We start from the raw sequence: 12,734 nt of genomic DNA on the forward strand, positions 1-12,734 counted from the left end.
ACAGTTGGTGTTGAACTCTAAATGGTTTGCATGCACTGTGTACAAAACAACCATCCCCTTATCTGAAACGACCTGAAAGCTAACTTGTTTGAATGGAAAATGTCTTTGACAGACACCTCATTTCAAGGTTTGATGAATTTCTTCATCTTCGTCAGTTGTTTCCCCTTCGAATATTATGATAACCCGTTAGGAAAGAAATATACAAAAAAGTGTAAGAAAAATTGAATTCCTATTTTTATTGAAAGGAATTTGTTAAAATGTAAACCATAATCATGCTACGGAAGGACGTTTGCAATGTCTTTATTAACAATTGAAAACCTAGTCGGAGGCTATACAAGAAACCCTGTTTTAAAAGATGTTTCCTTTGAGGTTCGTGAAAAGGAATTAGTGGGACTTATTGGCTTGAATGGAGCCGGGAAAAGTACGACCATTAAACATATTATCGGATTAATGGAACCACATCGCGGTACCGTCAAAATTAATGGAAAATCGTTTACAGAAAATAAAGAAGCCTATCGCCGCATGTTTACCTTTGTACCTGAAACACCAGTCTTATATGAAGAATTAACGTTGGATGAGCATTTAAAATTGACGGCCATGGCCTATGGGCTGGACGAGTCCACCTATAAACAGCGTATTAATCCGCTGTTATCGGAATTTCGAATGGAAAAACGGTTAAAATGGTTTCCAGCTCATTTCTCCAAAGGGATGAAACAAAAGGTGATGATCATGTGTGCGTTTCTCGTACAGCCATCGCTTTATATCGTTGATGAACCATTTGTTGGACTCGATCCGCTTGGTATTCAATCATTGCTTGATTTAATGAAAAAGATGAAAGAAAATGGTGCGGGAATCTTAATGTCAACCCATATTCTCACAACGGCCGAAAAATATTGTGACCGTTTTATCATTTTACATGAAGGGAAGGTCCGTGCTAAAGGAACACTTAGTGAATTAAGGCAGCAGTTCTCAATGCCAACGGCCTCTTTAGACGATTTGTATATTCAATTGACGAAGGAAGAAAATTATGTTTGATGAGAAGAAACTTTGGAGGGACCGTGCTGGCGGTCGGATGAAGGATATAGGAAGATATTTACGCTATATTTTCAATGGACATCTTGTTATTGTCCTGTTATTTTTGATTGGAACAGGAGCCTTTTATTATCAAAAATGGCTTGAAACCCTTTCAACTGCATTTCCTGCTGAAATCATATTAGCTGTTATCATGGGCTTTTTCATTACTTATAGCCCGGTTTACAACTTTTTACTCGAAGCCGATAATGTATTTTTACTTCCGCTTGAGGAGAAATTAAAAGGGTATTTTATTCGATCCGGGGTCGCCAGTTTTGTTTTTCAAGGCTATATTCTATTAATGGTTTTAGCGGTCCTGATGCCGATGTATGCCCATGTAAGCGAAAGTGGTTTTCACTCATTTATTCCGTTCTTATCCGTATTACTCATTGCTAAAGTCTGGAATTTAGCTGTTTCGTGGAAAATTCATTATTATGTCGAGGTATCTGTACATAGATGGGATATGGTTGTACGCTACTTTCTAAATGTCGCATTTTCCTATCTTTTATTTAAACAGGCCAACCTGGTTATTCTTTTGGTTATGGCATTCATTATGGGGTTTTATTATTACAGCTTTTTGGTTCGAACAAGAAAAATGGGCTTAAAATGGGACCAATTAATTAACCAGGAAGAGAAAAGGATGGCATCTTTTTATCGTTTAGCTAACATGTTTACGGATGTGCCAAAACTGAAGGATACGGTAAAACGTAGAAAATGGCTTGATTTGTTTATCAGTAAAATTCCGTTCTCACAGGAAAAAACTTATTTATTTTTATTTTCGCGAACATTTTTGCGTTCTTCTGATTATCTGGGTTTATTTATCCGTTTAACAGTGATTGGCGCGCTTGCCATCTATTTTATTTCGTTTGGATTCGGCCAGATATTACTTGGTGTCTTGTTTTTATATTTAACCGGATTTCAATTGCTGCCGTTATGGAATCATCATCAAAATAAACTCTGGATTGATATTTATCCGGTTGCGCCTAAATTTAAGACAGCCTCGTTCCATTTTTTGTTAATGGTCATCCTAACGGTCCAAGCCATTATTTTTGCCTTATTTATTCTGGTTAAAGGAGAAATAATGATTTCACTGCTTGCATTACTAGCTGGTCTTGCCTTTAACTATCTTTTTATTTTCTTTTATGGAAAAAATCGTTTAAAAGCCTGATCTATGAATTTCCCCTTTAAGATGAAGGGGTTTTTTTTTTGAAACTACTGGGCGGTTTTTATCGTATGTAAGCATAAGCTAATATGTAAAGGGGGTTGGTCATTTTGAACGAATATGAATTAATGGTTTTTGATGAAGTGGATGAATGGAAACGAAAATTAACCAGGCGTTCAGGAATGATGAACCGAATATCTAAAAAAGCCCAAGGGAAAATAAACGAATGGATTCCGGAAAAAGTCCATGAAGTCATGACAGAGAGCATCAAAGCGATGGTGAAAGCTACGTTACTTGGTTCGAAAGTGACAACGAATAAGGACCAGGCCCAAGGGCTAACCCTTGCAGAGAGAGACGAATTGGCACGAAAAAAAATAGCTGCGTATCAGAAGACCGCTGTGATTGAAGGAGCGGGAACGGGGGCGGGCGGTATTTTGCTTGGTCTAGCCGATTTTCCGCTGCTCTTAACGATTAAGATGAAATTCCTGTTTGAAGCAGCTTCTGTTTATGGATTTGATACGAGGAAATATGAAGAAAGATTATTTATTCTCCATGTCTTTCAATTGGCTTTTTCTAGTGATGAAATCCGTAAGCATACCTTATCGGAAATTGAAAATTGGGAAATCCGCAAGCAGGTTCTTGTGGAAATGGATTGGCGTCAGTTTCAGCAGGAATATCGCGATTATATTGACCTTGCCAAACTATTTCAGCTTGTACCGGGCATTGGGGCATTTGTGGGTGCTTATGCTAATAATAATCTTCTGAAACATTTAGGTGAAACGGTGATGAATGCCTACCGCTTACGAATACTGCAAAAATCCCCTGAACTCTAATGAGACAGGGGATTTTTTATCATTATTCCTTATGGACTCTTATAGCTGCTGTACCCAATGTTTTAGCGGCAATGAGCATGGCTTTTTCATCAATATCAAATTTAGGGTGATGATGTGGATACCCTTCATCATTGGAAACCGGTTTTGCTCCCGTGTAGAAGAAGGTGCCCGGAACTTTTTGTAAATAATAGCCAAAGTCTTCTCCGCCCATTTGCAGCTCGGTTTCTTCGATAATATTCACCTCAGCAATATCCTGTGCACAGCTAATGATAAATTCTGTTTCCTTTTCATGGTTGACCACTGCAGGATAACCTCTGACAAAATCATACTTATATTTACTGTCAGATGTGTAGCAGGTACCGTGAACGATTCGTTCTATTTCACCTTCAATGAATTGTCTTACCTCTTCATTAAATGTCCTGACTGTTCCTATTAATTTTGCTTTGTCTGCAATGACATTGAAGGCATTTTCAGCTGTAAAAGAAGCGACAGTGACAACTGCAGATTCAACTGGATTTACCTTACGGCTGACGATTTGCTGTAGATTCAACACGAGTTGTGATGCGGTCACGATGGCATCCTTTGTTTTATGCGGTTGTGCCCCATGACCACCCTTACCTTGAATTTCAATTTCGAAACGATCTGCTGCCGCCATGATGGGTCCTGTCCGGTATTGGATGGTGCCTGTTGGTTCACTTGCCCACAAATGCGTACCAAAAATCACATCGACACCGTCTAAACAGCCATCCTTAATCATTGGTGCCGCACCCCCGGGAGCATATTCCTCTGCATGCTGATGTATAAAGACATAGGTCCCTTCAAGCTCGTCACGAAGTTCATTTAAGGCTCTCGCAAGGACAAGAAGTGTCGCGGTATGACCATCATGTCCACAGGCATGCATGACTCCGGGTACAAGTGATTTGTAAGGGACATCCTTTTCGTCCTGAATCGGCAACGCATCGAAGTCTGCCCGTAATGCAACTGTTTTTCCAGGCTTTTTTCCGTAAACTTTTGCCACTACCCCATTTCCGCCTATATTCCCTTTAACTTCAATAGCATGTTTTTCATAATAGGTTTGAATAAACCTAGCTGTATTGTATTCCTGAAATGATAATTCCGGATGTTGGTGCATGTAGCGGCGGATGGAGACCATTTCGTCATAACTATTTTCTAATTTCGTATATAGCTTGTTTAACATATGTAATCCCTCCAGAGTGGTTTGAAAAAGAGTCTATTTTCAAACTATTTTAACATCTTTGTGGTGTTTTGTATTTTATTTAACTCGGGAAATGAATGTGGCCGACATAAGTCGGCCTTTCGTTAAATTAAAAATATAGCAGCAATTGTCGTCACGATAAGCCCTATAAATACAGGAAGAAGGTTGCGCCGAGCTAGTTCGAATGGATCAACATTACAAATGGCTGCAGCTGGAATTAAAGCCCATGGCACGAGTGTCCCTCTACCGACAAGAGACATTTACTTATTTTACAGATACTATTATGATTTCTCGGGAGGCACCTGTTCCTCTTTTATATTCTTCTTTTGTATCGATAACAATTTGAGTAAACAAAGTAGTAATTAACTGCTTCCGTTCAAAGTCATCAGCATACTCCCATAATGATTCAAAATTCTCAGAGATGTAATGTATTTCCTCTGTTCTGGATGGACCACTTCGTTTGTATTTTTTTAACTCGGACATGAGTTTTTTTTCACTTTCACGGAGAGACTCTGTCTTTTCGATTAGTTCATCAATTTCAATTATATCTGCTTCAAACATGGCCTTTTGCTTTTTTATCAACTTTTGAATAGATTTAAGTTCTTGATCTAATTGTGTTATTTTAATTTGGGAAACATCTGTAACCTCTGTCTTTCCTTTAACAGCATTGAAAAGTTCATCAAGTTCGATTAATACAGTCTTAAGTAAATTTTCTTCTAAGATAATATGACTAGTACATTTCTTACCAGCTTTTTTCCCGGAACATCTATAAGTCTTTCTACCAGCACTTTTATGACCAGACATAGAATGTCCGCACCTGGCGCACTTTAAAATGGACGAAAAATAATAATTACTGGTTTCCCGTTTCCCTCCAGTACCTCGCCTCTTATCTAATATATCCTGCAGCTCCCAAAATTCGCTCTGGGGTATGATTCTTGGCTGTATACCTTCATAAAGCTTTTGTTCTCGTGGAGGCTTCTTGGAGTCCTTACGATTTTTGTTATATCTTAAATACCCAGCATAGACGGGGTTATTTGCGATGCCTCTTACCGTGTCAACATGCCATGGTTCGCCGTTTATTGTATGATATCTAAAATTGGTGAGATTCCTAGCGACGGTATAAAAGCCATAACTCTTTAACATATCGAAAATCTTTTTTACGACATTTCCTTGCTCTGGATCTATTGCTAGTTCTTTATCAACAACCTTATATCCGTATGGCGGTTGACCACCTGGCCATTTTCCCATTCTTGCTTTCTTTTCCATATTAACACTTACACGCTCTGAAATCGTCTCACGTTCCCATTGTGCGATGGCAGCGACTAGCGTGATAAGAAACCTTCCCATGGCTGTTGTCGTGTCAAATGGCTCTGTCACAGAGCGAATGCCGATATTGTTTGCATCAAATATTTTTAGTAGCTTATCCAGGTCGCTAACAGAACGGACAAGTCTATCAAGCTTATAAAAAACAACAACATCAAATTTACGTTGTTTCGCATCGCTTATTAAACGTTGCATATCATCCCTGTTTAAATTTTTGGCGCTGGCATCATCGACATAAGTGTCGGTATGGGTCCAACTCTGTGACTCTATAAACTTCTTATTTGACTCTTTTTGAGAATCAATACTATACCCATGTTTAAATTGTTCATCCGTTGATACACGATCATAGTCCACAGCTCTCATTATATCCACCCCTTTCACAATTAATGATATATTGATTATCTTATATTATTGTATGTTAATAGTTGGAAATTCTATATTTATTCTGATTTTCAGCTACATAACCATAGGACAATCTTCTGTTTTTGATCTGTTCCAGACGTTCCTCACACAATTCTGGAGTCACTTTAAAAAGACTTACCATTTGGTCGATGACGTATTCATCGTTTAAATCTATAAATTTAAGCATATGGGCCGGAATGACAGCGTACAAAGTGAAATGCCTGGCGTCCCATTCTTGCAACTCCCGAAATGCAGCTGGCATCATCGTTTGACAACCACTGTGACGAAGTATGTGACAAAACTCGTGAAAAAATATTTCACGCTGCTTATTCTTAGGTTTTCGAATATCGATATAAATTCCTCGAAAACGTCCATTAACCAAATACTTTGATGGTAATTCCCACCGATTAATGGTGATTCCATAAATACGAGCAATACGATTTTCATCTATTTGGTGAGGATGTTGAATTTTTAATCGTCTATAAAAAGCTGTTATCCAATCTTCTAACGCTGTTGTTTTGTATAATTCCACCAAAAGTCCCACCTTTCGACCTAATTATACAAACATTTGTTCTTGTTTCCAATGTCCAATTTATGGACGATTCAATATAGTTTTCGACAAATTCTGCAAAGGCGACAAAATAATACCAATATATAGTATAATTCTCCTGGTGATTATTACATATAATAGGGGGAAATAAAGAATGTCAAAATTAAAACCATGCAAAGCATGTCAAAATGAGGTTTCAAAATCCGCAAAGAAATGTCCTCATTGTGGACAGAAATTGAAAATGGGATTTTTCATGAAGGGAATTATCGGGTTTGTAGTTTTAATTATTATTATTGTTGCGGCAACATCGGGTGGAGAAGATGATTCATCCACTACTGCGAGCACTGCTCCAAGCACAACTACAAAAAGTGGAGAAACGAAATCGGCTACGAAAGAAGAAAAACCATTATCGAATGAAGGAGTTTCTTCTGATGTAACTATTAAAGTTGGTGCGGTTGAAGCAAAACCAGAAGTAGGAAATGAATATACAAAACAAAAAGCTCAAGGAATATATAAAGTTGTAGAAGTATCTTTAACAAATAATCAAAAAGATGCGATTACAATTGACGGGAATAGTTTTAAACTTGTGGATGATCAAGGAAGAGAATTTTCCTATTCTTCAGATGGGCAAATTGCATTTGATGTTGGTGAGAATGAAGGAAATAGTAATTTCTTCTTACAATCGTTAAATCCTGGTTTAACTCAAACAGGAAAGATTATTTTTGATGTTCCTGCCGACGCAAAAGGATTTGTTTTAAAAGCTCGTGGCGGAATGATGGGTAAAGAGATTACACTAAAAGTTGAATAACAGTAAAAGGCACCTGAACTAATCTAAGTTCTAGGTGCCTTATTTTTTATCCTCGTTACGTTCTTTTGCCATGTTTGCTACTGCTTTAAATTGTGCATCTAACATTTTAATTTCCTCTGGGCTAAGATTCTTCCATTCCTCAATATCGAAAAAACCTAATTGTTCAAGCCCATATTTTTTTGCCAACTTTGTGATCTCTGCGAGAGAGTCATACATTTCATCAGTTTTGATTAATTCATATTGATCATTTGATCCTTTTGGAGAATCGGTTCTTCCATGCAGGTAATCTGTGGTAACATCATAAAAATCAGCGAATTTTGTGATTAACTCGGGATCAGGATTCCTGTCACCAGATTCATATCTAGATAATTGGGTATTTGAAATCCCGATAGAATCAGCAACCCTTTTCTGAGAATAATTATATTTTTCTCGTAGATATTTAAGGCGTTTCCCCAACATACTCATATTGCACACCTTTTTCTTTGTATTTGTATATTTCATTTTACCACTTACCAAAACGGTAAAAAATATTTTTGCCAAATCGGTAATAATTGTGTTGACTTTGCCATTTTGGTAATTTATTATGTAATTAAGGAGTTACCAAATTGGCAAATAAAAAGGGGGTTGGAAAGTGAAAAATATAAAAGTTGATATAGAAAAAATTAAGACACTTCGAAAAAAGGCCGGCATTTCAATTGAAAAAATGTCTGAGTTTCTTGGATACGATAGTCTAAATGGCTATTATTATCTTGAAACTGGAAGAATCAAGTTCCCAGCTGAAAAATTAGCTTTAGTTGCCAAGATATTAGAAGTGCCATATGGTTTCCTTTTTTTTGAAGAGGAATTTGCCAAAATGGCAAATAAGGAATAGCATTTTATTTTACCCAATAGATATACCTGTCATGAAAGGCGTACAACCGGAAACACATATACATGATTAAGGAGGCGATCAAATGATTATGGTACCAGCTGAGAAGTTATGGTGTGCTGTCGAGAGCCATTTATTGCCTGAAGAAAAAAATATGAATCATTTACTTACGGAAGAAAAGGTTCATAAGTTAATGCCTATCATTGAAAAAATACTTTCTAGGAAGTATGGAAAAGAAATAAATTTCATTGATTTAACCATTGGAAATATATCTGTCAACAAAAAAAGCTCTTGAGGAGGGGATGAATGTGAAAAAAGATGTCACTAATCGTATTGCTTATTATTTAAAAAAAGTTAATGAAAGAATGTCACACCATCCGGCTAAGAAACTTCCAGCTAAGTTCACACATAGGAACGAGCGCCTGATGCTTTACAAAACAATGATGCATAGACAAATCGAATGTGAGCATCCGTCAGTGTACAAGAAATATATGGGATAGGAGGAATTGTGATGAAACCTGATCACTTAGTGCATCTTCAAGATGTCATAAAATCCGTTGAATTAATTGCTGGTAAAAAGCTTGATGAACGCGAAAAAAATCTATTTATAGGTTTTCTACGCAATACCTATGGTCAAGGTTATCAACGAGCTGCAAACATTGCTGCGGATGTAGTTTATAACGAGAAGTTCAAACTATCATCAGAACATTTTAATTGGTTTATGCTTGTTCACCGTCAACACATGCAAGCTTTTGGAACAGAAAACCAAAAGAAATATTCATTACCAAATATCCTAGATGTTAAATATGACAAACAAGAAGATTGTCTAAAAGTTTATTACAAAGATATCTGGTGGCATTACGATCGCCGCGGACATTGGTACTGATTATGAAAAATACTTGTAAGCATTGCGGTAAAGAAATCTCACGTTATGAATATTTCTGTGATATCGAATGTGAAGTCAAGCATACTGACCTTCTCAATCAGAAAGGGAGTAAGTAAAAATTGAAGAAACACGAAGAATTCAAAGGCTTCATTACAGATTTACGTGAAAAGAACATTAATTTTTATGAAACAGGTGCACCATTTTTTATTGGATACCTTAATTCAAAAATCCAACATATTGAAGAAAATGGACAATCTACTATTCCAATTGCCGATGTCCTAAAAGCTATGAAAGAAGCATATGACCACTCTTTAGGAATTTATTAAGAGGATCCGTCCTCTGATTTTTTTGGCGAAAGTTGCGAAAAATGCTGTCGAAACCAATATGTTGCTGGTGAAAACTTTCGAAGATTAGGAGACTAGCAATTTTTGTATCTAAATATCTTGTCATTTTGTCGAATACAGGAGGAATACATATGTCAATCAGTGAAGAACTGCTGAATCATGTGCCAGATGGTGACTTACATACGAAACTTGGAAGCGTTGAATATTCAACAAATATACGTGAGATTGTAACTGTTGGCCAGATGATTGAGCGATATCAAGAAGGATTAAAGAAGGTGTTGATCTAATGGCTTTTACCATTTGTTATACGTTTATCACCTTTATTGTCGGAGTGGTTATCGGCGACATGAACGCTCAAAAAGAGAAAGAACTAAAACGGTAAGACTATCACTTTAGTCGGTCTTACCGTTATGACCAGGAACGGTTTTCCTAATCCCCTTTACGTTCTTGGTCATAACGGTGCGCACCGAATATAAAACTATCGGAAGGTGGTATGCATGTTATTTCATGATTAATTATACACGTACTAAGGTTTTACTTCCGGAAAGAATCACAAAGGAACGAGACAACTGGACGAACCGAAACTTCGATTTTATTGTTCGTAATTATTTGCTTCGCTATCCAGGATATCAATTAATTCGCGTCGAAGGCCCATTTGCAATATGCGAGCGAGCAGACGCGGTCAAAGTGAGGAGAAAACGAAATGGCTAAATTCAGGATGATTCATACCGAGTTTTGGAATGATCCTAAAGTGGTGGAAGAAATGACTCCAGAAGATAAATTCTTTTTCTTTTATCTTTTGACCAATCCTAATACTACTCAAATAGGCATCTATCAAATAACAAAAAAACAAATGGCATTTGATACCGGCTACTCTATTGAAAGCATTAATGCCCTGTTAGACAGGTTTATCAACCATCACAAGCTTGTTCAATACAACCCAGAAACACGAGAACTGGCTATTAAAAATTGGGGGAAATACAACTTCAATAAAGGCGGAAAACCTGTATTGGATTGTGTTACTTCAGAGTTAAAAATGGTTAAAGATTTATCGTTAATTTCGTTTGTTGGTGAGCGAGTAGAAAAGCAAGAAATCAAAAAAATTTACGATACGTCCACGATACGTCCACGTATCGATGAAAAAAAAGAAAATAATGAATCCCAAAATAGCCAAAATGCTTTAAATCAACCTTTTGACGATACGTCCACGATACGGGGACAAGAAGAAGAAAAAGAAGAAGAAAAAGAAAAAGAAGAAGAAGAAGAAGTAACGGAGGACGCTGCGGTTTTCTATCAACAAAATTTCGGAGTACTGTCACCTTACATTGCAGAGAACATTAGTTATTGGGAGTTTGATTTATCACCGGCTATTGTCATCGAATCAATGAAAAGAACCTTAAGTCAAAATAAACGATCATGGGCCTACACTGAGAGCATCCTCAAAAGTTGGGCAAGCCTTAATTTAAAAACTTTAGAATCAGTCCTAGCGTTTGAACACGAACGAGCTCAAAAAATTGCACTTAAAGAAAAGCAACAGGCAGCCGGAAGAGCTATACCAGATGAATTCGAATTCGATTTATCTGCCGGGGAGGGCTAAGTGTGATTGCGGAAAAAGCGTTGTTAGGTAGCTTCTTAAAGGCGAACTACTTAATCAAAGACACTATCATCCGTCCCGATCACCTTGTTGATGCAAGGAATCGACAGCTATTACAAACAATGATTGATCTGACCGGTAAGGGAAAAAATATTGATATTATTTCTCTTTCAACCTTAGCGAACTTTGAAGACTTCGGTGGCATTTCATATTTGAATGATTTGCAATCATTCGGAAATGCCGAAAAATTTCAAGATTACGAAGATCTCGTTTTAGAAGTTTGGAAGGAACGAGAAAAACAAAATATCTTAACACTTGCTCAAAATGAAGATTGGGAGATTGATAAAATCATGACGAGGCTTGAGGGTATTAATCAGGCGAAACTCGATGATTATACATCAATCGATACAGCCCTAATCGACAAGTTTGAAGCACCTTGGACAGAGAAAAGCGTCAAGGGCGGGGTTCAAACAGGAATTAAAAAACTCAACAATATGACAAATGGGTTTCAAGATTCAGAAGTAACGATTATTGCGGCAAGACCTAGTATGGGAAAAACCGATGTGGTTATTCATTTTGCAAAACAAGCTGGATGGCAAGGATATTTACCCATCATCTTTTCGTTGGAAATGCCCGAAGCGAGCATCACTGATCGATTACTCGCTTCCACTGGTGGGTTCAATCGAATGCGAATGAGAAACCTGAACAAAGGGCTTTCGGATGAACAAAAAGAACAATGGCCCAATATTATTACCAGGGTGTCTGAAACTAAAATTCAGATTTTCGATGGAGCTGGTCAATCCGTACAGGAAATGAGGGCGAAAACACGAAAAATGGTTCACCAATTTCCTGATAGAAAGCCGATTATATTCATCGACTACTTAACATTAATCCGTTCAGCCGAATTTTATGGGGGCAATGCACATCTCCAGGTTACAGAAATATCTAAAAACCTAAAAGGAATGGCCAAAGAATTTAATTGCCCAGTCATCTGTTTAGCACAGCTTAATCGATCTGTTGAACAACGCCAAGAAAAGCGTCCGATGATGTCTGATATCCGAGAATCCGGTAGCGTTGAGCAAGATGCTGACTTAATCATTTTCCTATATCGCGAAAAATATTATGACAAGAATTCTAGCAGTGATGTCCTTGAATTAATTGTTGCGAAAAATAGAAACGGTCCAGTCGGAATCGTCCCATCATTATACAACGAATACACAGGAGAAATAACAGATGTCCTCAATCAGAGAAGCGTTTGAAGACTCAATAAAGTATGATCAGCCGAGCCTTGCCCACTACATATTTCATTTTGTGCAAGAAGGAATAGTGAAATGGGAAGATGATGCATCTGTGCTTGATTTTTCAAAGGGCGACAAGATTAAGGTTCAACAAATGATTGAGAGTAACCTTTTAGGTTTCAATATCATCGGAGTCTTTGCTTTAAAACAAAGTGCTAATCGATTCATTTTTATTTATGCCAAAGATGAGGAAGAAGCGATTGAATTTTTTCGCAAAGAATTAAAAAGTAGTCCAAAAAATTGCCATGAATACTTAATGGATTTTGTGATAGAAAAGGGAAACCGTTCTATCAGCTTTCGAGACTTAAAGAAAGAATACGAACGTTTCCCTGCAATAATCGGTTATTACGAGAGGGATCCTCTCTATCAATAAATCATT

At 37.2% G+C, this 12,734-nt stretch carries 19 protein-coding genes; 14 read left to right on the plus strand and 5 right to left on the minus strand.

What is annotated here, in order from left to right:
• Positions 1–294 precede the first annotated feature (294 nt).
• From RCG19_RS15840 to RCG19_RS15850, 3 genes are all read left to right on the plus strand, one after another.
• Entirely contained in the window at positions 295–1,035 is a 741-nt protein-coding gene (locus RCG19_RS15840) for an ABC transporter ATP-binding protein (RefSeq protein WP_166241648.1), read from the plus strand.
• Positions 1,028–2,239 carry an ABC transporter permease gene (locus RCG19_RS15845; RefSeq protein WP_308107911.1) on the plus strand — a complete coding sequence of 404 codons (1,212 nt, stop codon included), beginning with the start codon at positions 1,028–1,030 and terminating at the stop codon, positions 2,237–2,239. The genes RCG19_RS15840 and RCG19_RS15845 overlap by 8 nt, the downstream gene beginning before the upstream one ends.
• A gap of 104 nt (positions 2,240–2,343) precedes the next feature.
• Entirely contained in the window at positions 2,344–3,066 is a 723-nt protein-coding gene (locus tag RCG19_RS15850; RefSeq protein WP_308107913.1) for an EcsC family protein, read from the plus strand.
• 22 nt (positions 3,067–3,088) lie between these two features.
• Here RCG19_RS15850 and RCG19_RS15855 read toward each other — a convergent pair whose 3' ends face one another.
• The 4 genes from RCG19_RS15855 to RCG19_RS15870 all read right to left on the minus strand — a co-directional run bounded on the left by RCG19_RS15855 (position 3,089) and on the right by RCG19_RS15870 (position 6,539).
• Complete coding sequence (locus RCG19_RS15855; RefSeq protein WP_308107914.1) at positions 3,089–4,264, minus strand: M20 family metallopeptidase; 1,176 nt, start codon at positions 4,262–4,264, stop codon at positions 3,089–3,091.
• Positions 4,265–4,386: 122 nt separating this feature from the next.
• Positions 4,387–4,515 (minus strand): hypothetical protein, encoded by a 129-nt coding sequence (locus RCG19_RS15860; protein ID WP_308111065.1) that lies wholly within the window; start codon positions 4,513–4,515, stop codon positions 4,387–4,389.
• A 31-nt stretch (positions 4,516–4,546) separates the two neighbouring features.
• Positions 4,547–5,968: a recombinase family protein gene (locus tag RCG19_RS15865; RefSeq protein ID WP_308107915.1), complete on the minus strand. Its 1,422-nt coding sequence runs from the start codon at positions 5,966–5,968 to the stop codon at positions 4,547–4,549.
• Positions 5,969–6,023: 55 nt separating this feature from the next.
• Positions 6,024–6,539, minus strand: a complete 516-nt coding sequence (locus RCG19_RS15870) for an ImmA/IrrE family metallo-endopeptidase (RefSeq protein ID WP_308107916.1) — start codon at positions 6,537–6,539, stop codon at positions 6,024–6,026.
• A 259-nt stretch (positions 6,540–6,798) separates the two neighbouring features.
• Between RCG19_RS15870 and RCG19_RS15875 the strand changes: the two genes are divergently transcribed.
• Positions 6,799–7,365 (plus strand): DUF4352 domain-containing protein, encoded by a 567-nt coding sequence (locus RCG19_RS15875; RefSeq protein WP_308111009.1) that lies wholly within the window; start codon positions 6,799–6,801, stop codon positions 7,363–7,365.
• A 39-nt stretch (positions 7,366–7,404) separates the two neighbouring features.
• On the opposite strand, the gene RCG19_RS15880 is transcribed toward RCG19_RS15875, so the two are convergent.
• Positions 7,405–7,866, minus strand: coding sequence for a helix-turn-helix domain-containing protein (locus RCG19_RS15880; protein WP_308107917.1), 462 nt, complete (start codon positions 7,864–7,866; stop codon positions 7,405–7,407).
• Positions 7,867–7,996: 130 nt separating this feature from the next.
• Here RCG19_RS15880 and RCG19_RS15885 point away from each other — a divergent pair, with 130 nt between their 5' ends.
• From RCG19_RS15885 to RCG19_RS15930, 10 genes are all read left to right on the plus strand, one after another.
• The gene (locus RCG19_RS15885; protein WP_308107919.1) at positions 7,997–8,236 is read left to right on the plus strand and encodes a helix-turn-helix domain-containing protein; all 240 of its coding nucleotides are present in this window, start codon (positions 7,997–7,999) and stop codon (positions 8,234–8,236) included.
• Positions 8,237–8,318: 82 nt separating this feature from the next.
• On the plus strand, positions 8,319–8,528 hold the full coding sequence (locus tag RCG19_RS15890; RefSeq protein ID WP_308107920.1) for a hypothetical protein: 210 nt from the start codon (positions 8,319–8,321) through the stop codon (positions 8,526–8,528).
• Positions 8,529–8,541: 13 nt separating this feature from the next.
• A complete protein-coding gene (locus RCG19_RS15895; protein WP_308107921.1) occupies positions 8,542–8,733 on the plus strand; it encodes a hypothetical protein in 192 nt (63 codons plus the stop codon).
• An 11-nt stretch (positions 8,734–8,744) separates the two neighbouring features.
• The gene (locus RCG19_RS15900; RefSeq protein ID WP_308107922.1) at positions 8,745–9,119 is read left to right on the plus strand and encodes a hypothetical protein; all 375 of its coding nucleotides are present in this window, start codon (positions 8,745–8,747) and stop codon (positions 9,117–9,119) included.
• Between the two features lie 119 nt (positions 9,120–9,238).
• A complete protein-coding gene (locus tag RCG19_RS15905) occupies positions 9,239–9,445 on the plus strand; it encodes a hypothetical protein (RefSeq protein WP_308107923.1) in 207 nt (68 codons plus the stop codon).
• Between the two features lie 149 nt (positions 9,446–9,594).
• Positions 9,595–9,750 (plus strand): hypothetical protein, encoded by a 156-nt coding sequence (locus RCG19_RS15910; RefSeq protein ID WP_308107924.1) that lies wholly within the window; start codon positions 9,595–9,597, stop codon positions 9,748–9,750.
• 220 nt (positions 9,751–9,970) lie between these two features.
• Positions 9,971–10,174 carry a hypothetical protein gene (locus RCG19_RS15915; protein WP_308107925.1) on the plus strand — a complete coding sequence of 68 codons (204 nt, stop codon included), beginning with the start codon at positions 9,971–9,973 and terminating at the stop codon, positions 10,172–10,174.
• Entirely contained in the window at positions 10,167–11,060 is an 894-nt protein-coding gene (locus RCG19_RS15920; RefSeq protein WP_308107926.1) for a DnaD domain-containing protein, read from the plus strand. The genes RCG19_RS15915 and RCG19_RS15920 overlap by 8 nt, the downstream gene beginning before the upstream one ends.
• Positions 11,061–11,062: 2 nt before the next feature.
• Positions 11,063–12,316, plus strand: a complete 1,254-nt coding sequence (locus tag RCG19_RS15925) for a replicative DNA helicase (RefSeq protein ID WP_308107927.1) — start codon at positions 11,063–11,065, stop codon at positions 12,314–12,316.
• The gene (locus RCG19_RS15930) at positions 12,291–12,728 is read left to right on the plus strand and encodes a hypothetical protein (protein WP_308107928.1); all 438 of its coding nucleotides are present in this window, start codon (positions 12,291–12,293) and stop codon (positions 12,726–12,728) included. The genes RCG19_RS15925 and RCG19_RS15930 overlap by 26 nt, the downstream gene beginning before the upstream one ends.
• Positions 12,729–12,734: the final 6 nt, after the last annotated feature.

Origin of the sequence: Neobacillus sp. OS1-2 (genome assembly GCF_030915505.1) — a bacterium.
GTDB lineage: Bacteria > Bacillota > Bacilli > Bacillales > Cytobacillaceae > Neobacillus.